This window comes from Bacillus sp. FSL M7-0003 (assembly GCF_038628485.1).
Lineage (GTDB): Bacteria > Bacillota > Bacilli > Bacillales > Bacillaceae > Bacillus > Bacillus safensis.
Window position 1 is genome coordinate 1,868,498 of record NZ_CP152024.1, and the last position, 23,530, is coordinate 1,892,027.

22 protein-coding genes are annotated in these 23,530 nt (G+C 43.9%); 12 read left to right on the forward strand and 10 right to left on the reverse strand.

What is annotated here, in order from left to right; translation table 11 throughout:
- The first annotated feature begins 93 nt into the window (after nucleotides 1-93).
- The 6 genes from MHI23_RS09430 (at nucleotide 94) to MHI23_RS09455 (ending at nucleotide 7,806) form a co-directional block, all read left to right on the forward strand.
- Nucleotides 94-1,227 (forward strand): sugar diacid recognition domain-containing protein, encoded by a 1,134-nt coding sequence (locus MHI23_RS09430; RefSeq protein WP_025093167.1) that lies wholly within the window; start codon nucleotides 94-96, stop codon nucleotides 1,225-1,227.
- 78 nt (nucleotides 1,228-1,305) lie between these two features.
- Nucleotides 1,306-2,715 (forward strand): glycolate oxidase subunit GlcD, encoded by a 1,410-nt coding sequence (gene glcD, locus MHI23_RS09435; RefSeq protein ID WP_025093166.1) that lies wholly within the window; start codon nucleotides 1,306-1,308, stop codon nucleotides 2,713-2,715.
- Complete coding sequence (locus MHI23_RS09440; RefSeq protein WP_125587033.1) at nucleotides 2,712-4,052, forward strand: (Fe-S)-binding protein; 1,341 nt, start codon at nucleotides 2,712-2,714, stop codon at nucleotides 4,050-4,052. The genes glcD and MHI23_RS09440 overlap by 4 nt, the downstream gene beginning before the upstream one ends.
- Nucleotides 4,053-4,111: 59 nt before the next feature.
- Nucleotides 4,112-5,596 (forward strand): spore germination protein, encoded by a 1,485-nt coding sequence (locus tag MHI23_RS09445; protein ID WP_029707952.1) that lies wholly within the window; start codon nucleotides 4,112-4,114, stop codon nucleotides 5,594-5,596.
- A 12-nt stretch (nucleotides 5,597-5,608) separates the two neighbouring features.
- Nucleotides 5,609-6,709 (forward strand): GerAB/ArcD/ProY family transporter, encoded by a 1,101-nt coding sequence (locus MHI23_RS09450; RefSeq protein ID WP_044335295.1) that lies wholly within the window; start codon nucleotides 5,609-5,611, stop codon nucleotides 6,707-6,709.
- Nucleotides 6,706-7,806, forward strand: a complete 1,101-nt coding sequence (locus MHI23_RS09455) for a Ger(x)C family spore germination protein (protein ID WP_034624321.1) — start codon at nucleotides 6,706-6,708, stop codon at nucleotides 7,804-7,806. Before MHI23_RS09450 ends, MHI23_RS09455 begins: the two co-directional genes overlap by 4 nt.
- A 104-nt stretch (nucleotides 7,807-7,910) precedes the next feature.
- Here MHI23_RS09455 and MHI23_RS09460 read toward each other — a convergent pair whose 3' ends face one another.
- Together MHI23_RS09460 and MHI23_RS09465 are read right to left on the reverse strand one after the other, a co-directional pair.
- Entirely contained in the window at nucleotides 7,911-8,363 is a 453-nt protein-coding gene (locus MHI23_RS09460) for a hypothetical protein (RefSeq protein WP_268437418.1), read from the reverse strand.
- Nucleotides 8,364-8,914: 551 nt separating this feature from the next.
- Nucleotides 8,915-9,145 carry an excisionase family DNA-binding protein gene (locus MHI23_RS09465; RefSeq protein WP_224426459.1) on the reverse strand — a complete coding sequence of 77 codons (231 nt, stop codon included), beginning with the start codon at nucleotides 9,143-9,145 and terminating at the stop codon, nucleotides 8,915-8,917.
- Nucleotides 9,146-9,301: 156 nt separating this feature from the next.
- Between MHI23_RS09465 and MHI23_RS09470 the strand changes: the two genes are divergently transcribed.
- The 3 genes from MHI23_RS09470 to MHI23_RS09480 are packed head-to-tail and all read left to right on the forward strand — an operon-like array spanning nucleotide 9,302 to nucleotide 11,263.
- A complete protein-coding gene (locus tag MHI23_RS09470; protein WP_080708098.1) occupies nucleotides 9,302-9,721 on the forward strand; it encodes a GtrA family protein in 420 nt (139 codons plus the stop codon).
- 4 nt (nucleotides 9,722-9,725) lie between these two features.
- Nucleotides 9,726-10,607: a UTP--glucose-1-phosphate uridylyltransferase GalU gene (gene galU / locus MHI23_RS09475; protein ID WP_208946173.1), complete on the forward strand. Its 882-nt coding sequence runs from the start codon at nucleotides 9,726-9,728 to the stop codon at nucleotides 10,605-10,607.
- 53 nt (nucleotides 10,608-10,660) lie between these two features.
- Complete coding sequence (locus MHI23_RS09480; RefSeq protein ID WP_024425701.1) at nucleotides 10,661-11,263, forward strand: DedA family protein; 603 nt, start codon at nucleotides 10,661-10,663, stop codon at nucleotides 11,261-11,263.
- A 38-nt stretch (nucleotides 11,264-11,301) separates the two neighbouring features.
- Here MHI23_RS09480 and MHI23_RS09485 read toward each other — a convergent pair whose 3' ends face one another.
- Nucleotides 11,302-12,123: a uroporphyrinogen-III synthase gene (locus tag MHI23_RS09485; protein WP_342491921.1), complete on the reverse strand. Its 822-nt coding sequence runs from the start codon at nucleotides 12,121-12,123 to the stop codon at nucleotides 11,302-11,304.
- Between the two features lie 142 nt (nucleotides 12,124-12,265).
- Between MHI23_RS09485 and MHI23_RS09490 the strand changes: the two genes are divergently transcribed.
- Nucleotides 12,266-12,886 (forward strand): GPR1/FUN34/YaaH family transporter, encoded by a 621-nt coding sequence (locus MHI23_RS09490; protein ID WP_024425703.1) that lies wholly within the window; start codon nucleotides 12,266-12,268, stop codon nucleotides 12,884-12,886.
- A gap of 38 nt (nucleotides 12,887-12,924) precedes the next feature.
- Here MHI23_RS09490 and MHI23_RS09495 read toward each other — a convergent pair whose 3' ends face one another.
- Nucleotides 12,925-13,944, reverse strand: coding sequence for an LLM class flavin-dependent oxidoreductase (locus MHI23_RS09495; RefSeq protein ID WP_024425704.1), 1,020 nt, complete (start codon nucleotides 13,942-13,944; stop codon nucleotides 12,925-12,927).
- A 182-nt stretch (nucleotides 13,945-14,126) separates the two neighbouring features.
- Here MHI23_RS09495 and MHI23_RS09500 point away from each other — a divergent pair, with 182 nt between their 5' ends.
- Both MHI23_RS09500 and MHI23_RS09505 read left to right on the forward strand, forming a co-directional pair.
- Entirely contained in the window at nucleotides 14,127-17,114 is a 2,988-nt protein-coding gene (locus MHI23_RS09500) for a hypothetical protein (RefSeq protein WP_342491922.1), read from the forward strand.
- Between the two features lie 274 nt (nucleotides 17,115-17,388).
- Entirely contained in the window at nucleotides 17,389-17,721 is a 333-nt protein-coding gene (locus MHI23_RS09505) for a hypothetical protein (RefSeq protein WP_263479636.1), read from the forward strand.
- Nucleotides 17,722-17,741: 20 nt separating this feature from the next.
- Here the strand turns inward: MHI23_RS09505 and MHI23_RS09510 are convergent, their stop codons facing one another.
- The 6 genes from MHI23_RS09510 to nirD form a co-directional block, all read right to left on the reverse strand.
- Nucleotides 17,742-18,302 (reverse strand): CatB-related O-acetyltransferase, encoded by a 561-nt coding sequence (locus tag MHI23_RS09510; RefSeq protein WP_125587040.1) that lies wholly within the window; start codon nucleotides 18,300-18,302, stop codon nucleotides 17,742-17,744.
- Nucleotides 18,303-18,366: 64 nt separating this feature from the next.
- Complete coding sequence (locus tag MHI23_RS09515) at nucleotides 18,367-19,734, reverse strand: MATE family efflux transporter (protein WP_224426458.1); 1,368 nt, start codon at nucleotides 19,732-19,734, stop codon at nucleotides 18,367-18,369.
- A 25-nt stretch (nucleotides 19,735-19,759) separates the two neighbouring features.
- Nucleotides 19,760-21,244, reverse strand: coding sequence for a D-alanyl-D-alanine carboxypeptidase/D-alanyl-D-alanine-endopeptidase (gene dacB, locus MHI23_RS09520; RefSeq protein WP_149126560.1), 1,485 nt, complete (start codon nucleotides 21,242-21,244; stop codon nucleotides 19,760-19,762).
- Nucleotides 21,245-21,370: 126 nt separating this feature from the next.
- Nucleotides 21,371-22,345 carry a pectinesterase family protein gene (locus MHI23_RS09525; protein WP_133744093.1) on the reverse strand — a complete coding sequence of 325 codons (975 nt, stop codon included), beginning with the start codon at nucleotides 22,343-22,345 and terminating at the stop codon, nucleotides 21,371-21,373.
- An 88-nt stretch (nucleotides 22,346-22,433) separates the two neighbouring features.
- Nucleotides 22,434-23,135: a DUF421 domain-containing protein gene (locus MHI23_RS09530; protein WP_024422641.1), complete on the reverse strand. Its 702-nt coding sequence runs from the start codon at nucleotides 23,133-23,135 to the stop codon at nucleotides 22,434-22,436.
- Nucleotides 23,136-23,201: 66 nt separating this feature from the next.
- Nucleotides 23,202-23,525, reverse strand: a complete 324-nt coding sequence (gene nirD, locus MHI23_RS09535) for a nitrite reductase small subunit NirD (RefSeq protein WP_034621391.1) — start codon at nucleotides 23,523-23,525, stop codon at nucleotides 23,202-23,204.
- Nucleotides 23,526-23,530 lie beyond the last annotated feature (5 nt).

Genomic DNA, 23,530 nt, shown 5'->3' on the forward strand with positions numbered 1-23,530 from the left:
TTTATTATTTTAGCATAACTCATGAAAAGAAAGATATGTCCCAGCATATGATGGTATGATAGTGTCAAAAGAAACATCTCGGAGGGGTACGTTTTGCTCACAATGACACTGGCAGAAAAAATCGTAGATGAGGTTAAAAAGGTGCTGACTGAGGAAATCATCATCGCACAAACAAACGGCACCATCATTGCAGCAACAGATCCAGCGCGCGTTGGACAATTTCATGAAGGAGCGTATCTGACATCTGTTGAAGGACAGAAACGAATTCTCACAAAGGATGACCAGCAGCACATGAAAGGCGTCAAAGCTGGCATCAATCTGCCTATTTATTTTAAGCAAGAGGTCATCGGGGTCATTGGAATGACAGGAGATCCTGTACATGTGTCTCCTTTTGGCGAAATATTAAGAAAAATGACCGAGCTGCTTATTCATGAACATGAATTTTTTCAAGAAACTGAAACGGATGAACGTCAGCTCGAAGCGTTTGTATTCGACTGGCTTCATCTGCCAGAGACAGCGATTGATCTCACTGAAAAAGCGTCGCGGCTTCAGCTTGATATCAACAAGGAGCGCGCAGTTGTTCTGATCGATTGTCAGGATGAATCGTTTATGAAGCAAAATCAATACAAAGAATTGAAGGAAACGCTGCATCTCAACAGCCAGGAGATCATCGTCCGCTGGGGGCATGGCCGCTTTTTACTCATGCTGCAAACAACAGCAGATGATCGTAAAGCCCTGCAGCAGCGCCTGTTTCACATCCATGCCTCCCTTACGGCGCGGAGCTCTCCCGGGGTTTTGATTGGGGCGGGAAAACCAGCAGCTGCTCATTTGATGAAGCAATCGTTTCAACAAGCCTTTCGAGCATTAAAAATGGCACATGCTGATACGCCGATTGTATTTGATGAAGATTTAACGCTCGAACTTTTTATGGAGGAAGTAAGTCAGGAAACAAAAGAAGTGTTTCTTGATCGAACGATCGCCCCTCTTCTTCCCTATCCTGAATTAGTGAAAACATTGCGGGTACTCATGACCTCAGATTGTTCATTGAAATATACCGCAGAAGCGATGCATGTCCATATCAATACACTGCATTACAGGCTAAAACGAATCCAAGATTTAACGACACTTGATCCAAAGCGCATGCAAGATGCCATGCTCTTTTATTTAGCCTTCATGCTATTAGATGATGATCCAAAAAAACGAAGTGAACAGCCCGATATTTTGTAGAATCGTCCATAGGCATGAGGCGATTCTTTTTTTATACTGAAAGAAACGATACGTCTCATCAATAGGAGTTGAATGCGTATGTTACATTCTGAATTTTTAAATCAATTAAAAAAGATTGTTGGCGCGTCTTACGTGCAGGACAGTAAAGCCGATCGGCTTGCCTACTCTTATGATGCAACACCAAATTTTCAGCATATGCCAGATGTCATCGTAAGCCCGCATACGGCTGAGGAAATCCAGCAAATTGTCCGGCTCTGCGCCTCATATAACATACCGATCGTGCCAAGAGGATCAGGAACGAACCTTTGTGCAGGCACATGTCCCACTCAAGGCGGACTTGTGCTGCTGTTTACAAGAATGAACCAATTAATAGAAATAGATGAAGAAAACCTGACAGCAACGGTGCAGCCTGGATTGATCACACAGGAACTCATTCACCAAGTAGAGGCGAAAGGCCTCTTCTATCCACCTGATCCAAGCTCTATGAAAATCTCTACATTAGGCGGAAATATTAATGAAAATTCAGGTGGTCTAAGGGGGTTAAAGTATGGAGTGACGAGAGATTATGTCCTTGGACTTGAAGTCGTTCTGCCAAACGGTGACATCATCAAAACAGGCGGAAAGCTTGCAAAGGACGTGGCCGGGTATGATATGACCCGTTTGTTCGTAGGTTCAGAAGGAACGCTCGGGATTGTCACTGAAGCCACGCTGAAGCTTTTGCCGCTTCCAGAAACAAAACAAACGATGCTTTGCTTATATGAAAGTTTAGAGGAAGCCGCCGCTTCAGTGTCGGCGATTATTGCAGAGCGTATCATCCCCGCCACATTAGAATTTATGGATCAGCCGACTCTGGAAGTCGTTGAAGACTTTGCAAAAATCGGTTTGCCGACTGACGTTCAAGCGGTGCTGTTAATCGAACAAGACGGCCATCCTGAAGCGGTTGCCCGTGATATGCAGCGCATCGCAAAAGTGTGTCAGCAGCATGGTGCAAAAGAAGTGAATATCGCACATTCTGAAGAAGAGGCAAATGCACTTTTAACAGCGAGACGATCCGCTTTATCTGCCCTCGCCCGCTTAAGCCCGACGACCATTTTAGAAGATGCCACAGTTCCCCGGTCTGAAATTGCCAGCATGGTGCGGGCGATCGAAGACATTGCGAAGCAGTACAAAGTGAAAATCTGTACATTTGGTCATGCAGGTGATGGCAATTTGCATCCTACTTGTGCAACAGATGCAAGAAATGAAGAAGAAATGAAACGGGTGGAAGAAGCCTTTCAGGCCATTTTTGAAAAAGCAGTCTCACTTGGCGGCACCATTACGGGTGAACATGGCGTGGGTCTTATGAAAGCTCCTTACTTAGAACTGAAGGTTAAAAAAGAAGGCATTGCGGCAATGAAAGCGATCAAACATGCGCTAGACCCGGAAAATATCATGAACCCTGATAAAGTGTTCGGAAAAGCCGCAAGAAAGCGGGTGGTGGTCTCATGAGTTCTAAACAAACAGAGATTCAGCAAGCATTTCAGCAGCAAATGGACGAAAAAGAGCTGCTCAATTGCATGCGCTGCGGATTCTGCCTTCCTTCCTGCCCGACTTATATTGAATCTGGTCAACAAGAAACACACTCTCCCCGCGGCCGAATTGCTTTAATGAAGGCGGTGAGAGACGGCGTCATTGAGCCAGATGAAGATGTCGAGCATTCACTGAATCTTTGTCTTGGCTGCCGTGCATGTGAACCGGTCTGCCCTTCCGGCGTTAAATATGGACGGTTACTTGAAGATGCAAGAGACATCATTCAGCAGCACAAAAAACAATCCATCCCTGTCAAACTTGTAAGACGTGTCGTGTTTAAAGGTCTTTTTCCTTCACAAAGCCGAATGCGGAAAGCAGCAGGCCTTCTTCGCTTTTATCAAACATCTGGTCTGCAAACGGCTGCCCGTAAAACTGGCATGCTGAAGGTGCTTCCACCGCACTTACGCCTGATGGAACAGGCGCTTCCAAAGGTGCCGCGTCAACGAAAAAGCCGTTTGACGGAATACAAAGCCGCCGGCCCAGCGAGAAAACGGGTCGCCTTTTTTACTGGCTGTTTAATGGACACCGTTTTTTCCAGCACAAACGAAGCGACCATCCAGCTTTTGCAGCTGGCAGGCTGTGACGTCATCGTCCCTCCTATTCAGACGTGCTGCGGAGCGCTCCATGGCCATAGCGGTGAAAAAGAACAAGCGAAACAGTTAGCAAAGCGGAATATTGAAGCGTTTGAAGAGATAGATGCGGATGCCATAGTCATGAATGCAGGCGGTTGTGGCGCTTTTTTAAGTGATTATGATCATTTGCTTTGTGATGATCCGGATTTTCAAAAGCGAAGTGAAGCTTTCTCAAAGAAAATCATGGATATATCAGACATTTTAGTGGAGCTGGAATTTCACCGCCGCATGCCGCTTGCTTTGCCAGAGCAGGTCATCACCTATCAGGATTCTTGTCATTTGCGGAACGGAATGGGTGTACAGCATGCACCAAGGGTGCTGATGAAGGCCATTCAAGGTGTATCATTTAAAGAAATGAAGGATTCGGGCCGGTGCTGCGGCTCAGCTGGCATTTACAACATCTTGCAGCCAAAGATGTCGATGCAAATCTTAGATCATAAAATGACAGAAGCCACTCAAACAAAGGCCGCTGCCATCGTTACGTCTAATCCAGGCTGTCAGCTGCAAATGGCAGCAGGCATCAAACGCTCAGGGCACTCACCGAGCATGCGTGCCGTCCATCTAGCTGATTTATTATTAGAAGCCGTTCTATATGGAAAAAAAGCGTCCAGCCCATCAAGCTGAACGCATCTTTAGACAATCGGTTAGATAATAGAGGCAAATCGCCGAAGGAGCTGGTCCAAATGCTGAAGAAAAACAAACAACAAAAGGACCCGAATTCAGTATTTGAAGCATTGTCACGTTCTGCTGATTTTACAAATGAGCTGTCTCGAAATGGAGATTTTCTGTATAGGATTTCCTTTTTTCGTTCATTGATTAATGGACATCTTCTACATGAACAAATTCTCCCCTCCCTCAAACAACTGCACCTGTCACCCACTCTTGAAGAGCTGAAAGAACGAATTCCCATTGAGCAGGCTGTCATCACGAGCGATCTTCAAAAAGTGCAAGAAGCCCTTCACCGGGGCAGCATTGCGATTAGACTTGAGACAGACTGGGGCAAAACGCTTCTCTTGCCGATTGAAGAAAAGAAAGGCAGACAAATAGGTCCGCCTGAAATTGAATTTGGGATTATCAGTGCACAGGAAGCATTTGTGGAGGTTTTAGATACCAATTTAAATTTGGTCAGACGGCGGCTGCCGACGCCTAACCTGAAAGTTGAGGAAAAGACGGTTGGTACGCTCTCTCAAACAAAAGTTGCCGTGTTATATATTGAAGAAATCGCCAACCCAGAAAACATCGAAACGGTTCTTCAGCGAATTGAGGACGTTGATTATGATCAGATTTTAGATGCGAATTACCTCGCTCAAATGCTTTATGATGTATCCAATACGATCTTTCCGTTGTTTTTGAATACAGAAAGACCCGACCGCGTGTCTTCAGGCTTATCAGAAGGGAAAATTGCCATATTAGTTGATGGTTCGCCTCATGTCTTGCTTGCCCCAACTATTTTACTTGAGTATTTTTCCACGATGGAAGACTACAATATGTCATGGATTGCGGCTTCTTGCTTTAGGCTGTTACGCATATTTGCTGTGATATTTTCCATTTTTGCGACACCTTTATATGTCGCCGTTTTAACCTTTCATTATGAGCTGATCCCAAAGGATTTATTAGAAACCATTGTCTCCTCGCGCTATCTTGTGCCATTTCCTCCGATCATTGAGGCACTATTTTTAGAGATTTCGATTGAATTACTAAGAGAAGCAGGTTCAAGGCTCCCAGCTAAAGTCGGTCAAACGCTCGGGATTGTTGGAGGGATTGTCATTGGACAGGCTGCTGTAGCAGCAGGCTTAACGAGCAATATTTTACTCATTATTGTTGCCCTGTCTGCTCTCGCCTCATTTGTCACGCCTATATACAAAATGGGCAGTACCATTCGGCTGCTGCGATTTCCTTTTTTAGTTGCAGCACAGGTTTGGGGCGCATTAGGTATTGCTGTGATGGGATCTTTTCTGCTCACCCATTTAATGAAATTAACTTCAATTGGCCGGCCGTATTTAGAGCCTATTTTTCCAATGCGCCTTGCTGATTTAAAGGGCAGTTTGATTCGTCCTCAGCTCCGTTTTTTGAACAAAAGGCCGGAAAATTTACGTCCGCAAAATGAAACCATCCATCGCTCTAAGCCGAAGCAAGGCCGTAAGGGGAAAAATGATTTTTATGAATAAGGAAGTGAAGGCATGAGCTCTTCTTCTGTCAAAGAGAAATTTCAGGTATCCCCTTATTTTGTGTTTTTTCTCATCAATGCCAATCAAGTCGGTGTCAGCATTTTAAACTTTCAAACAAACCTTGTTCGTTCTATCAATAATGATGGATGGATCGCTATTTTGATTTCTGGCATGAGCGTCAATGTGATGGTCTTTCTCATGTACTTGATGTTTAAAAAGGCCCCTTCGGATGAATTTGGTGAAATCACGCAATATGTATTTGGCAAATGGATTGGGCAATTATTCAACATTCTTTATATCTTATATTTTGCTTCTTTGTCGCTGACCGTTCTTATCCATTACATGGATGTGATCCATGTATGGCTGTTTAAAGAAATTCCTGGTCTTTTGTTTGCGTCTGTACTGCTGCTGCTTGTGTATTACATTCATACTGGCGGCTTTAGAACCATTGCTGGATGGGCATTTTTTAGTGTTGTACTGACGTATTGGATGACGTTTATCTGTTTTTATGCCATGAAATATAGTCACATTCGTTTCATGTTCCCAATGTTTGATCATACATTTTCGCAAATGCTTGTGGGAGTCAAAGATGCATCCTTATCCATGTTTGGTTTTGGCACGCTGCTTGTCTATTATCCCTTTATTAAACAAGCTCAGACATCTCAAAAATTTGCTCACATGGGGGTATTATTTACGACATGCTTAAACTTGCTCACTTTTCTCGTCTCTATAGCGTATTACTCAAGTGCTCAGCTCAAATTAACAAAATGGCCGACGCTAACGTTAACGAGCATTGTGAAGCTTCCGTTTATCCAGCGCTTTGAATTTATTGAAGTGTCTCTTTGGCTGCTTCTGATCATTCCTAATATCACGATTCCATTATGGGCAGCGAGCCGAATGGCAAAAAAAATGCTTCATACGAGCCAGCGCGTCACGTTCATCGGGCTCAGCATCCTCATTCTGATCATGTTTTCGTTTTTTGCCAGTGCAACTTCTTTTGAAACCTTTAATCAATGGGTGGAATTTAGCGGATTCATTCTGATCTATGGATTGATTATCTGTATGGTCATTGGACTGATGCTGAAAAAAAGGAGGGGGAAAAAACGAGCATGAAACGTTATATACTTACGGGCCTCATGTTGTGTAGTCTTTTGTTAACCAGCTGTGCAGAGCCCCGCCTTTTAGATGAATTAAATATCTCTCAGGCGGCAGGATTTGATTTATTGGAAGATGGAGAAATGAAGGGCTTCTTTGTCTTCCCTGTCTTTAAAAGTCAAGAGCAAGGAAGTTATCAAATATTAAGCGCAAAGTCAAACACCATTAGTAATATTCAATTTCTCGTGTCAGAAGAATCACCTTTTCCAGTAGTCATGGGCCAGGTGCTCGTTATTTTAGTCAGTGAAAAGTTAGCAAAAGAAGTCGGCATGATCGATTTAATGAATTATATTTATCGTGATCCTATCATTGGTTCACGCCAAGTGTTTGCGATTGTAGGCGGAGAAGTTGAAGAGTTATTATACACAAAAATGAATCAAACGAACTTAAATATAGGTGTATATCTCTCTGACATGTTGGCCCAAAATATGCGAAATGGCAATGAACCTGTCACCAATCAGCATATTTTTATGAATCAGATGCTGGCAAAAGGGGTCGATGCATACCTCCCTTACATTAAGAAAAAAGGCAATGGCATTAAGATCACAGGAGTCGCTCTGTTTGATCATGAAAAAATGATCGGTCATATCCCTGGAAAAGACACGTTCACATTTAAAGCGATGATTGAAAATCATAAAAATGGCATCTACGAATTTCAATTGGCTGATCATGCAAAGACCCATGTCGTCATTGAAAATATCAAATCCCATGTGTCTTACCGAATTAAACCAACGGAAAACCTAACAAAGAAGCCTCAGATCATGATTGATATCAAACTGAAAGGTGAATTAAAAGAATTCATGAAGTCCAAAAAAATTGATAAACCATCTATATTGGACCATGTTGAAAAAGAAGTAGAAAAACGTGTCGCTCAGCAAGGACAAGACCTTGTTCAATCCTTTAAAAAGCAAAACATAGATCCGCTTGGGCTGGGCCTGAGGTATAGATCAAAAGACAAAGCAGTAACACCAGAAAAGTGGAAAAGCATTTATCCTGATGCAGATGTACAAGTTAAATGCCACATGAAGATTGTTCAAACCGGAGTCAGCCAATAAAAAGGCTTATTCAAATATGTCTTGCTTGTTCTCCAAGATGTTGGACACTTTCATTTTCACTCGTGGAACCGGATCTTTTTGATGAACATCATGTAAAATCTTTTCTACTTCATTTTTATCAGTTCTAAGAATTTTAGGTGAAATTTTTCCACAAGAGCCGGTCTATTCCCTTTTGCACAGTTTGCCATTGTATCTAGTGCAATGAAGCAGAAAGGTCTTCTTTTGTTTAGCCAAGATTTCATTCTCTCCCAGGTTGGGCAGCTGACGGCTGCCAGCCTTTCCCACTGATCGTGAAAATGGGTGCAATTTGACTCCATCCAATCCAAAATTTTGTGAGAACGGAAACGATGCAGGCAAATAAAAGCCTCTAACGGCAATTCTTTTTCACTAATCGATTTCAATTTTTCTAATATATGGTGTAATCCCTCATCTCCCGGCAAACTGCCGGCTGCTGCCCACGAAAGTGGGTAAAGGAATTCTTCGTCCTCGTGATCCAAAAGTTCCCTGACCCATTCAGCGGCAAATGTATCTAGAACATCAGCCGTGATCTCTAACATTCACTTCGGCATGCTCCGTTTCATGAAACCTACTTTGAATAGAATGCAAGATTTTTGCTGATCGTGCTGTTTCAAAGCATCGATGACATCATCCTCAAGAAACCAGCTAGTGATTGAAAAGTCTAATATAGACACCAAATCATGCCTAACGGCTTTTAATGTTGGAGCTTTCTCGCTTTTGGTGATGACGACATTCTCCTCTAATTGAAAAGCCTGTCCGTCCTCTCCATAAAAATCATCGCGGGAGTAAAAATTGTTTAGGAGAATGGAGAACAGCTAGGTTATACCATTCAATAGGCCGTAATGAATAGCTGAGTAATCTTTCGTTGCATTGATGGCATAATTGATAAGGCTGTTTCTGTTCATCAGACGATTCTACAACGTTCATTTCGTTTTTTTGACAGGCTTCACATAAAGTAGTTGCGTTTTCACTTCCTTTTACTGCTATTCTGCTTCTTTCATTGGAGCAAGCTTAAGGTGAAATAGAAATCATTCTTTCTATAACCGCGGCCATTCGTCCATATTGTTTCAAATGAAGAAATAACGATCTTCTAATCTTCATCTTTTACATCGGGGTCTTCCGGAATCGGTTCATTTAAGATCTCTTGGACGAGCTCTTTATATTGCTCGAGCTGCTTTAAATGCGTTTGAAACTGCCCTTGATAAATGAGATAAGATTCCCCGTCAAATACGTAACGAATCTTTTTTTGCTGGATTAATTTTTCAACATATGCTTCAGATACTTCTAAGTATTCAGCTGTTTCTGCGATTGTTAAATACATGTTTGTGCACCACCCGTTCGTTTCATCTAGCAAATTATATCACGAGCTGGTGAAAAAACAGATATCGCTTGTTCATGTTTTTTTCATCTTTTCTTCACTGATTCGTCAACTCACTTTTGTACAGTATTCATACACCCACTCAAACACTAGGAGGTGATGATCCTTCGCATGACAAAGAAAAATATTCGGATCTATGCCGCATTTTTAACTGTAGGCGCTAGCAATACGATGATTGACTTTCTGTTCTTCTTTTTTTTAACTGCTTGCTTTGTTCCCTCTTTTCTTGCACAGTGCTTGTCCTATACCGCAGGAATGCTGAACAGTTATGTTTGGAATCGAAAATGGACGTTCCAAGTGAAAAAGAAAGCTGACAAGTGGGAATGGATCAAGTGGGCCACAGTCAACGGCGCAGCGTGCCTCCTCACCTATGTTGTCTTATATGTCATACAGCAAGCAGGTTTCTCATTATTCATTAGTAAAGCGATTGGTACTCTTCTTGGCATGATGATTACTTTTACTGGAAGCCGCCTATGGGTTTTTCCATCAGAAAATAAACCATCAGAAATGGAGCGATGATTCAATGAACATTAAAAAAGCCGTCATACCAGCAGCCGGATTAGGCACACGTTTTTTACCCGCAACGAAAGCACAGCCAAAGGAAATGCTGCCTATTATCGACAAACCCGCCATTCAATACATAGTTGAAGAGGCTGTTCAATCAGGCATTGAAGATATACTGATTATCACAGGAAGAAATAAAAAATCGATTGAAGATCACTTTGACCGTTCGATTGAGCTAGAACAGAATTTGCTTGAAAAAGGGAAAGAAGAACAGCTGGCTGAAATCAAACATATTGCGGATATGGCCAATATTCATTATATTCGTCAAAAGGAGCCCTTAGGTCTTGGACATGCGGTATTATGTGCACGTCATTTTACTGGCAATGATCCTTTTGCGGTCCTTTTAGGTGATGATGTCATGGTGTCAGAAAGACCTGCACTCTCTCAGCTCATGGAAGTCTTTGAAGACAAACAAAGAGAGGTCATTGGCGTCCAGCAAGTAGATCGTCTAGATGTCAGTAAGTATGGTATGATAAGACCAGCTAGAATAGACGGTCAAGTGTTTGAAGTCACAGACTTAGTGGAAAAGCCAGCAATTCATGAAGCTCCTTCCGATTTAGCCGTGATGGGCAGGTACCTGTTAACACCATCGATTTTTCCAATTTTACAAGGAATCGAGAGAGGTACCGGGAACGAAATCCAGCTGACAGATGCGCTGAAAATCATCGCACATGAATCACCCATTTATGCAACACAATTAGATGGGATGAGATTTGATGTTGGTGATAAGCTCGGCTCGTTTAAGGCAGCGGCAGAACTTGGATTAATGCGTCATGATATGCGGCCAGCCATGCTAGCATATATGCAAAGCATACTCATGAGAGAAGAAAAACAAGCATAGGCTCTTATAAGGATGCTTGAAGAAAATTCGTATTTAAAGGCAGAGTGAAATGAATGGGAACCTTGTTTAATGAAATTTTAACCTGGCTGACAAGCCTAGGTTACGCGGGTGTTGCACTTGGACTGATGATTGAAATCATTCCGAGTGAAATTGTACTTGCCTATGGCGGATATATGGTATCAACAGGCACAATTGGTTTTGTAGGAGCTGTGATTGCCGGCGTCATCGGTGGTACGCTCGCCCAGTGTTTTATTTACTGGATCGGTCTGTACGGCGGACGACCTTTTTTAACAAAGTATGGAAAGTATTTATTCATCCATGAACATCATATCGCGACTGCAGAGCGCTGGTTTGATCGGTATGGAACCGGTGTAGTCTTTACCGCCCGCTTTATCCCTGTTGTCCGTCATGCCATCTCGATTCCAGCGGGTATTGCCAAGATGCCTTTTTTGAAATTTGTTTTCTTGACAGGATTAGCTGCCATCCCTTGGTCTATCTTATTTATCTATCTTGGCATGCAGCTTGGGACGAAATGGGATCATATTCAAAGTGTTGCTCATGCTTATACAACCCCCATTATGGTCATTGCCATCGTCCTGATTGTTCTCTACTTTGTACTCAAAAAAATTCGGACGAATCGAAAACGGACAATCTAACAAAAACGCCTTTCACTGATCTGGTGAAAGGCGTTTTTTTATTTGTGTGCTGATTGTTTTTTAATATATTGAGATAATTCTATAATCATTGCTCCCATTCTCTCAAGTGACGGGGCAAGAATTCGGTCTATTCCTTCTTCATTTAAAGCTTCAGCCGTGACTTTTCCGACAGCTACTGCCAGCACGTGCTGCTCGAATAATGCTTGCAATTCTTCTTTTCTGCCCCATTCTGCGGCTAAATTGAAAAAGGCGTGGACCTGGACAGCGGTTGTAAAACAGACGGCATGAACTTGTCCATCTTTCATTTCTTGCAGCAGCGTTTCAGCTGCCTCTGGTTCAGGAGGTGTGTGCTGATATGGTAAAAGCGGCAAAACATCTGCCCCCTTGTCATGTAAAAACTGAATGAGAGCTGGTGCATTTTCACCATGAAGCTGCACCATCACGCGTTTTCCTTGAAACTCCTTGTCTTCAAGCTTTGAAATCAAGTCACGAACCGTTCCGTCTTCATCAGAGACCTCTGGCTGAATTCCGCGTTTTTTCAGCGCAGCAAAGGTTTTATACCCTCTTGAAGCAATATGTGCGTTTGATAGAATGTTCATAAATTCTTTACCAAGCTGCAGCTCTTCTGCACTCTCAATCAATGTATCTGTACCGATGCCTGTTGTCAAGATCACCCAGTCGGCCCCTTTTTTCACAAAGGTCTCAATGCCTGGCTTTAAATCCTCTTTGGCTAAAAATACGGTTCCTTGAAGAGAGCGAATAACGGCTTGTCCTCCTTGTTTTTCGACAAGTGTACGCATTTCTTCTGTTTTTCTTGTTCCACAAATGGCAATCGTTTTTCCAGATAAGCCTTTACTCATGTTATCCCTCTTTTTCTATCACATTTGATATGTATTAAATATAGATTTATTTGGAAGACGATGCAAGTGTCTACTAAAAAAGAGCTTGACGTTTCTATCGAATTCGAGTATCTTTTGTAAGTGCAAATTGTAGGAGGTCATTATGGAAAAACAGAATGTTCAAGCAATTCGATTATCAATTGCAGACCCAACACCACTTGGTTTGTTTGGTTTAGCAATGGTGACGCTCGTTGCGTCCTCACAAAAACTAGGAATCACAGATGGCACTTCTCTTATTTTACCTTGGGCTATCTTCCTTGGAGGAATCGCGCAGCTGATCGCGTCCATACAAGATTCAAAGCATCATAATATTTTTGGAGCCACTGCTTTTGGCGCATTCGGTCTTTTCTGGATGGGCGTTGGAACAACTTGGCTCATTCAAGCCGGCGTCTTTGGGAAAACGCTTGCGGGAGCAGCAGATCCAAAACAGCTAGGCTTTGCGTTTATTGGCTATTTGATTTTCAGCTTGTTTATGACGATTGGTGCAATGGAAACACATAAAGTGTTATTTTTGATTTTCGTCTTTATTGATTTCTTATTCATTGGTCTTTCCCTTAGTACATTTGGTGTGATGTATGATGTGACTCATACCATGGCTGGTATTGCAGAATTGATCATTTCTCTGCTTTCATTTTATGGTTCTGCAGCTGTTGTTCTTAATACACATTTTGGCCGTATTGTTCTGCCAATAGGACAACCATTTCGCATTTTTACAAAAGCTTAAATAAAAAAGAACTGCTCTGTGCAGTTCTTTTTTTATGTTTATTTTTCTTGTGCCTCTTGAAAAATCTCTCCGATGATTTCATACGAGCGCATTCTTTCTTGATGGTCAAACATATCCGAATTAATCATCACTTCATCTGCTTGAGTAGCTTCTATAAAGGCTTCTAATTCTGTTTTCACCTTTTCTTTATCCCCAATGATAGTCGAGCTTAATTGTTCATCCACCATTGCCTTTTCATATGGACTCCAAAGACCGTCCATGCTGTCGACAGGCGCCTTCAGTTTTCCTGGTGTGTTGCGAATGAGACTTAAAAACCGCTGATAATGAGAGGTTGCCAAATATTCAGCCCGTTCTGTTTGATCTGCAGCAAAAACCGTCACACCGACCATGGCATAAGGCTCTTTTAATACATCAGAAGCTCTAAATGACTGTCTGTACAACTCTAACGCGGGAATTGTATTTTTAGGTGAGAAATGTGCTGCAAAGGCAAATGGCAAGCCAAGTTCTCCTGCAAGTCTAGCGCTAAAACCGCTTGAACCAAGGAGCCAAATTGGAATGTCCAGGCCTTCTCCTGGAACAGCTCTTACATGTTTTTTAACCTGACCGGTCGGCTTGAAATATTGACGAAGTTCTTCAAGCTGCTCAGGGAAATCTTCTCCGTTATGAAGATTACGTCTAAGCGCTCTTGCTGTTAACTGATCTGTCCCTGGTGCTCTGCCAAGACCTAAATCAATTCTCCCTGGATACAATGTCTCAAGTGTGCCAAATTGTTCGGCAATGACAAGTGAAGAGTGGTTTGGCAGCATAATCCCGCCAGATCCTACTCGAATTTTTTCGGTTCCTCCCGCAATATATCCAATTAAAACAGACGTTGCAGAGCTCGCTACCCCTTCCATGTTATGGTGTTCTGCCAGCCAGTATCTATGATAACCCCACTTCTCCGCCTTCTTTGCTAAATCCATACTACGATCAAAAGATTCTTTAATGGTACCTCCTTCTGTCACTGAGGATAAATTTAAAACGGAATAGGCTTTGCCTTGTAAAACTGATTGACTCATATATGATGTCCCCATTTCTGTCAAAAATCATACTATTTTATACTTTCAACACCATAACACAAATCAATGAAAGATTTAAATGATTTGATTCGATGATTTTCGAAATGATGATTTTCTAGGTTTTACTTCCAATTTGAAAAATTGCACATAGAATGAAATATCAATTCTAGGAGATGGACAATTTGTACAATCAATTCGAACACAAATGTCCCTTTTGCGGTAAATACCATGAACAGCCTCATTACAAAAGATCACGTCATGACCGTCCTCGAAAAAGAGACTGTCCATTCATTAAACAAGAATATTCAAAACAAAATACATCTCAAGGGAATCAACCTTGCCACATTGCAAAAGGAATAAAACAATCAAAACAAAATCAAAGAGCTGGACCAAGAGGCCCGGCAGGTCCAGCAGGTCCCCCTGGACCAACCGGATCTACTGGACCTGCTGGCGGGTTAACCGGCGCCCTTCCTTTTAATCCCTCACAATCACAAGATTACGATGCAGGGCAAGTGGTCACGTTTGATGGCAGTACTTACATTGCCAATGTTGACGCTCCATCAGGAATACCTGGACTCTCCCCCGACTACACCCTTTTGGCTGCTTCTGGAGAAACTGGTCCTACGGGTCCTACTGGGATCGGATTAAGTGGTATTGAAGCCTATGATCCTGTTATGGCACCAACATATACAGTAGGTCAGGTGGTCACTTATGGTGGTGGTACGTATATTGTGGATTCTGCACCACCTTCAGGTACGCCAGATACGTCGCCAGATTACACACTTTTAGCAGCACCAGGTGAAACTGGCCCTACCGGTGCGGCGGGTACCACAGGTAACACTGGACCAACTGGGCCTACCGGGGCTACAGGTATTACCGGATCAACTGGACCTACCGGGGCTACAGGTATCACTGGGTCAACTGGAGATACGGGTGCCACTGGTAGCACTGGACCAACCGGGTCTACCGGCGCCACTGGGATCACCGGGTCTACTGGACCTACCGGTGCCACGGGGATTACCGGATCAACTGGACCTACCGGTGCGACGGGGATCACCGGATCAACTGGAGATACGGGTGCTACAGGCAGCACTGGACCAACAGGGCCTACTGGGGTGACAGGTATCACCGGATCAACAGGGCCTACTGGCGCAACAGGGATTACGGGAGCTACTGGTCCTACTGGTGCCACGGGTAGCACTGGACCAACTGGAGATACCGGCGCTACTGGGATTACTGGAGCAACTGGAGATACCGGACCTACTGGCGCAACGGGGATCACTGGAGCTACCGGACCTACTGGTGCCACTGGGTCTACCGGACCTACCGGTGCTACTGGGATTACTGGAGCTACCGGGTCTACTGGTGCAACTGGTATCATTGGACCAACTGGGCCTACCGGCGCCACTGGGATCACCGGATTAACCGGACCTACTGGTGCCACGGGGATTACTGGGTCAACTGGATTTACCGGGGCTACAGGTATCACTGGAGCAACTGGAGATACCGGTGCCACGGGGATTACCGGATCAACTGGACCTACTGGGGCTACAGGTATCACTGGAGCAACTGGGCCTACTGGTGCCACGGGTAGCACTGGACCAACTGGAGATACCGGCGCTACTGGGATTACTGGAGCAACTGGAGATACCGGTGCCACGGGGATTACTGGAGCTACCGGGCCTACTGGTGCCACGGGGATTACCGGATCAACTGGAGATACCGGTGCCACAGGGATTACTGGAGAAACTGGTCCTACTGGTGCCACGGGAATCACCGGAACAACTGGGGCTACCGGACCTACCGGTGCTACGGGGATTACTGGAGCTACCGGGTCTACTGGTGCAACAGGGATTACCGGATCAACCGGGTCTACTGGTGCTACAGGCGCAACGGGGATCACTGGAGCTACCGGACCTACTGGTGCCACTGGGATTACTGGGTCAACTGGATTTACCGGGGCTACAGGTATCACTGGAGCAACTGGAGATACCGGTGCCACGGGGATTACCGGATCAACTGGACCTACTGGGGCTACAGGTATCACTGGAGCAACTGGGCCTACTGGTGCCACGGGTAGCACTGGACCAACTGGAGATACCGGCGCTACTGGGATTACTGGAGCAACTGGAGATACCGGTGCCACTGGGATTACCGGATCAACTGGACCTACTGGGGCTACAGGTATCACTGGAGCAACTGGGCCTACTGGTGCCACGGGTAGCACTGGACCAACTGGAGATACCGGCGCTACTGGGATTACTGGGTCTACCGGACCTACTGGTGCCACTGGGTCTACCGGACCTACCGGTGCCACTGGGATTACTGGAGCTACCGGGCCTACCGGTGCCACGGGGATCACCGGATCAACTGGAGCTACCGGTGCCACGGGGATCACTGGAGCTACCGGACCTACTGGTGCTACTGGGATTACTGGAGCTACCGGGCCTACAGGCGCAACGGGGATTACTGGAGCTACTGGACCTACAGGCGCAACGGGGATCACTGGAGCTACCGGACCTACTGGTGCAACAGGGATTACCGGATCAACCGGGTCTACTGGTGCTACAGGCGCAACGGGGATTACCGGGTCTACTGGTCCTACCGGTGCCACGGGGATTACCGGATCAACCGGGCCTACTGGTGCCACTGGGATTACTGGGTCAACCGGGCCTACTGGCGCAACGGGTAGTACTGGATCAACCGGGCCTACTGGTGCCACGGGGATCACCGGATCAACTGGAGTCTACCGGACCTACTGGTGCCACTGGGTCTACCGGACCTACCGGTGCCACTGGGATTACTGGAGCTACCGGGCCTACCGGTGCCACGGGGATCACCGGATCAACTGGAGCTACCGGTGCCACGGGGATCACTGGAGCTACCGGACCTACTGGTGCTACTGGGATTACTGGAGCTACCGGGCCTACAGGCGCAACGGGGATTACTGGAGCTACTGGACCTACAGGCGCAACGGGGATCACTGGAGCTACCGGACCTACTGGTGCAACAGGGATTACCGGATCAACCGGGTCTACTGGTGCTACAGGCGCAACGGGGATTACCGGGTCTACTGGTCCTACCGGTGCCACGGGGATTACCGGATCAACCGGGCCTACTGGTGCCACTGGGATTACTGGGTCAACCGGGCCTACTGGCGCAACGGGTAGTACTGGACCAACCGGGCCTACTGGCGCAACGGGTAGTACTGGACCAACTGGGCCTACTGGCGCTACAGGCATCACGGGCGCCACGGGGATCACTGGGGCTACTGGTCGTACTGGCGCTACAGGTATCACCGGATCAACCGGACCTACTGGCGCGACCGGTGTTACTGGTGTCACTGGGGCTACTGGAACAGGTGGTTTTACGGATACAGCACTTTATGCTGCTAATAGTTCTGGACCTACCATTATCACTGTAGCTGGTGGAACCAATATTCCTCTGCCAAACTTTCAAAACATTACTGGTTTTACAGCAAACGGAACGAGCACTGTTTTTACCGTTTTGCAAACTGGCAAATATTATATTACGTATCAAGTTAATACCACCACAGCTCTTTTAATTAATACACGTTTGCTTTTAAATGGAGATACTGTGTCTGGTTCTGTTCAATCACCGGTTATCTCTACTTCGTTTCTCAATAATACTTTAATCGTCAATATAACAGCTGGAAGCACCATTTCGCTGCAGTTTTTTGGGGCAGTTGTCACAGCTATTTTAGTTGGCGGGGGCGGTGCTGCAGGTGCTAGCTTGACCATCATACGGCTTAGCTAAACAAAAAAAGAAAGGCTTTCTCAGCCTTTCTTTTTTATATCTTCTATTACAGTTATACAACGTTCAATATCATGGGATTGCAAAAGGTGAAATATAGATTGGATGATTGAAAACTCTAAATTCCACCATTCTAATAACTGCAGTTTTTCGATTATTTCGGATGAAAATCGATATTTCATGAGCTGCTGGGGATTTCCTGCGGCAATTGCATATGGCGGCACATCTTTTGTGATCACACTATTTGCCCCGATCACGGCCCCGTTTCCTATACATACTCCTGACATAATCGTTGCACCATATCCAATCCATACGTCATGTCCAATATGAACATCCCCCTTCGATTTGGGATGTCCTTTAATATGGGCAGCTTCTTTAAAAATTTGATTAAACGGATACGTTGTGACCCAATCAGTACGGTGTTCCCCGCCTAGAAAAATTTTCACCTCGTTTGCAATGGAACAAAACTTCCCAATATGTAATGTCGTTCCTTCCCCCCAAGTCAACACTTGGAAATCTGGCCCGGCATAAGAAAAGTCACCGATATTGTACGAGCTCAGTTCACTTCTTTGATTCAAATACATAGAAGATTCGGCCTCCTTAAAAGTGAGAGATCTTCGTATGTATATGCTGCCTCACACCTTTACATTATGATTGAACAAGCGAGATAATTTGTTTTTTCTTCCATACGAGCTGATAGTAGCTGTATTGGAGGAGTAAGTTCACAAAAAAAGCAGCTGGGTAGCCAATCCATATTCCTTTAATGCCAAGAGATGTATAGTGTGATAGCACATAAGCGACTGGTACTTCTACAAGCCAAATGGAACAAATACTAAAGATCGTCGGCCAAAGAACCGTCCCGCTTGCTCTCATTGTGGCTGCAACAATTTGGGCCGTTCCAAAAATGAGATAGCTCCATAGTGTAATGACGACCAAACTATAGGCAATGTCTATCGTCTTAGGATCTGTTAAAAAGATAGATAAAATCTGCGGTGCAAAAATATAAACGAAAATAATGATACATCCGCCTATGGCAAAGTTAAGACCTAACCCAATTTTAATGACATCTTTCAGTCGATTCATATTCCCTGCACCAATGAATTGTGCTGCAAAGATCGAGACCGCAATACCAAGACTCACTGCCGGCATCTGCACATAACTCACGACTTGATTGACAACACCATAGGCAGCTGTCGCCTGTGATCCATAATCGTTGACGAAAGAAATAACGGCAATTTCTGATAAAGAAATGAGGATCATATTAATGCTTGATGGGATACTAAGCTTTAATAACGTTTTTAATAGATCCCCTTTCATCAATAAATGCTTTCTCACCGATGCATCAATGCGAAGCGGGTGCTTTGTCTTATATAAGTAGATATGTAGAATGATAAACGTCACAATTGTTGAAATCACAGAAGCATACGCAGCGCCATATAAGCCGAACGCCGGCAGTCCCAGCCAGCCAAATAATAAAATGGGCAGCATCAAAATATTCGTTGCCGTACTAATCATTAAGAAATAAAAAGGTGTTTTCGAATCCCCTGTTCCCCTCAAGAAGGTCGTATAAACAAAATAAAGAAATAAGATCGGCATTGAGATGAATAGAATTCTGGCATATGCCGCACTTTCCTCCACGATATTAGCGGGTGTTCCCATGAGGTTTAAGATATCAGTTGCGAAAAAACCTCCAATGATCGCTAAAGATACTCCGATTAAAAAAGTGAATGAAAGCGTTGTGCCAATAATTTCTTTTAATTTCTGTTCATTTTTTGCTCCATACGCTTGTCCAATAAGGATCGAGCTTCCCGATCCAATGCCAATGGAAAAAGAAACGAGTAAAAAGAAAAGCGGAAAGAATGCAGAAATGGCAGCTACTGCATCCTCTCCAATCCATCTTCCGACAAGAACAATTGACACTAATTGTCCGATCGATTGCAAAATATTACTTAGCAAAAGCGGGATGAGAAAAATGGACATGGTTTTTACTAAAGATTGATTATTATCTAACGTCATGATGGTTCTCCTTCTCTCTCTAAATCTAAAGATTCTCAGCTAGTATGCTGACAATACGGTCTTCTATCTCTTTCCCTTTTTCGTCATCAACAAGGTGATTTAATAAAATGGAAAAAGCGAGCGTTTTTCCGCCCTGCGTGTCAATATATCCAGAAAGTGTACTGACCGTTGTTAACGACCCTGTTTTTGCACGTACTTTTTCTAGTGTAGCTGGTTCCTTCAATCTGTTCCTTAACGTTCCCCCCACCATTCGTTCACTTGCCCCTGCTAAAGGGAGCGCATGTTCATAGGTTTTAAACCATTTTTCCTTTTGAATGTTTGTCAAAAATAAAGTGAACTGGTTAGCAGAGACAAGGTTAATAGGTGATATCCCCGATCCGTCACGCAGCACTGCAAGCGAAGGATCAACGCCAAACGCAGGAAGCCGTTCATTCATGACGTCCAGCCCAGCTTCAAAGCTCCCTTTGTTCTTCACTTTTTTGCCTAGTTCCTTTAGCAAAATTTCTGCATGGGTATTGTTGCTTAATTTCATCATAGGAACAAGCAGCTCTGATAATGGCATCGATGTATGGGAAGCAATTTTTTTGGCTTGTTTAGGAACTTGTTTTGATTTCAGCGGTCCCTTTACTTGAATCCCTTCCGCCTTTAACGCTCGTTTCATTAAGTCTAAAGCATAGGCGGCCGGATCCCATAAAGCTACCCATTGTTTAGATGAGCTTGCTTTAACCGGAATGGTTCCAGTCAGCGTAATCTTGTTGGTTCCGTGAGAGCGCTTAAAAGAAATTTTCTTTTTTCCGCCTTCTGGAACTGTTTTCACTTGATTGATGACTTGAGCGACATCCGTTTTCGGAATCATATCATAGGCGGCTTTCTGTCCTGCTTTTTTTCCTGGTTTTACTTCGAGAATCACGGTCCCTGCATCATAATCTTGATTCGGTGAAGCCGTAAGAGCAGAAATTTGTGCCCCGTAATATTGATCCTCATCACTCCAAGGCAGGTCAATCGAGTATCTCGTGTCATCAAACCAAGTGTCATCTGCCGCAAGCTGTCCGCGAATGGTATGTATTCCGGCCTTTTTGACCTGTTTGGCGAGTGCTGCAAAATCCTCCTCTAATAAAGTTGGATCGCCGGTGCCACGAAGATAAAGGCTGCCATGTAGCGTTTTCTTTTGAATGGAACCATCCATCCAGATGTCTGTAGGGAATGTGTGTGTTTCTCCAAGTATATCAAGTGCGATGGCTGATGTGAGCAGTTTCATATTAGAAGCAGGAGTGAGACGAATATCGGCTTGATGTTCATAAAGAAGAGATGTGTCAGAAGTATCGCGGACGCTGATGCCAGAGATCGCGCCCTCTAAATCAGGTGCTGTTCGTATGAATTCGTCTAAAGCTGTGATCCAATGAAGGGAATCGTCACGAGCTTTGAGTTGTTCATCTTTCGCTGAAAAAGGGAGAAATAAAATCGACAGGATACATATTTGTAAAAACATGAGCTGTGAAAAACGTTTCACGCAATCCCTCCTTTTTGTTGCAGCCAATTTTAGAAGAATATGTTCATTATACACAAAAGAACGTTTGTTCTCAAAGGTTTTTTAAACAGAAAAGTCAGCTTTCTTTGACGAAAACTGACAAGCCCTTTACCTCTTTTCTGGATTCCAGCCATCGGCTCCGCCAAGAACAGCCTGAACTGTGATTTGACTTGCTTCATTTTGGGTTAAAATGGTTGACCATTTTACGCGGTTTGCTGGGCTGCTTCCTGCTCCTGTCGATCCAAATTCTTTGTACCTTGCCGTTCTTTCGTTGTCACGGTTATCCCAGTTATGCCATCCCTCGGCTTTTATATGGTCATCCATTTTTGTATGGAGGAATGTCACAGCCGAATAAGGTCTCCACGGACGTCCTAAATAAACCGATTGCGCAGCTGCCGTTCCCTTTTTCAACGTAGAATCTATGAATACATAGCCGTACCTTTGTGCTTCTGTTGTGGATGCTGCAGTAATATACCCATTTCCAAGACTTTTTATTTCAGCTCTTTTAAACACAGCTGTGGCTGATCCAAAAATAAAATCGACCGTGCCTTCAATATAGCAGTTTTCGTAATATTGCCTCCCTGTGCCTGTTGCATAAAGTGTATCTTGATAGCCTAACACACGTATTTGTTTGAACACAGCCCGGTCGCCAGACACATATAGCGCAACTGCCTGACCCGCATGTCTGCCAGCTGTATTTTGAAAAGTGATATTTTCTGCATAAAAATCGTTTGCACGAATCATTGTGCTTGAGCTGTTTGTTGTACTGCCGGTGCTTGCATTTGTATCATCATACGTAAGAATCGTTTTGTGCTGGTTTTCGCCAATAAAGGATACGTGTGGTTTATTTTGCGGAAGCAATATTTTTTCTTTATATACGCCATTTTTAATATAGATCGTTGCCGGTTGTTGATTGTTTGCTGGAATCGCATCAATGGCAGACTGAACGGTGCGGTATGTCCCGCTTCCCTTTTGATCAACAACAAGGACGCGGTTATGCCCGGCTTCTGCTGCTTGAAGTGAAGCTGGGTCAAAAAGAAAGAAAGACAAGACCATGACCATCCATATGTTTCTAAATTTCATCACATATCTCCCCCTCATTTTGTGAACGTTTTCATCAAACATTCTTTTTGATCCTATTCCGTACACGCACAAAAAAACACCCACGTTTTTATGTTGTGGATGTTTTTTTAGACTTTTCATATTGCATCGCATAAATCCCTTCATTTTCAATCCATTCACAAAATAGAACGTCTCGATAAGAGGAAATATGCTGCTTTTTTAATTGCTCATTCAGCCAAGATTCATCAAAGCCGGCTTCTTGAAGATCTTTTTTTAAAATTTCGCCGTCAATAATAAACGTTCTAGGCAATTTCACTTCTTTTCCCTTCACGTTCACATCTTCGGCTGTGGCTGGGGCGTATTTCATTTTCGGAAGAACGCTGACAGAGCCGTCCGTTTCCAAAATAGCATATTCAATTTCATTCAGGGCAAAATGGCCTTTTGCGCGAACCAGTGTCTGCAGCTGATTGATATCAAGCATATTTTTCTTCAACCGGTTGTAGTGAATCTTCCCCTTATCAATCACAAGAGTAGGTCTTCCTTCTAAAAAAGCGCGAATGGATTTAAAGCGCTGTGAAAGCCATTCAACTGTATAAATGAGAACGCCCCATACTGCAACAGCAAATAAAATGTGCTGAATCCTGACTTCCGGATCAAAAATAGCGTTTCCGACCATTTCGCCTAAAATTAGTGCAGAAATGAAATCAAACGGTGTGATTTGTGCAAATTGTGTTTTCCCTAATAATTTTGTAATAAAAAATAAAGCGAAAAATCCGATTAAGAGTTCAATCAAAATATTAACGAACGGCACAAAAATTCCTTCCTTTCTTGCTGCATTTATATACAGCATTTACATGAAAGGAAGGATCTAAACCATTTATGAAGGCAATAAAATAAAGACATCGTCCCCTTCAACGAATGTTTCATATGTTTTAACGCATCCCTGGTCTGGTGCTTGTACGTTTCCTGATGAAAGATCAATTTTCCAATCATGCATTGGACAGAAAACGTGATTGCCGCTGACCATGCCTTCAGCCAGAACGCCGCCTTTATGTGGACAGCGATTTTCAATGGCTTTGAACTGCTTATTAGAGGTTTGAAAAACAGCTAATTCAAGTGTACCGGCTTCAACTGTTTTCCCTAGCTGGAGCGGAAAATCTGATAGGGTGCCAATGTGAACTTTAACAACTGAAACTGTCATATGAT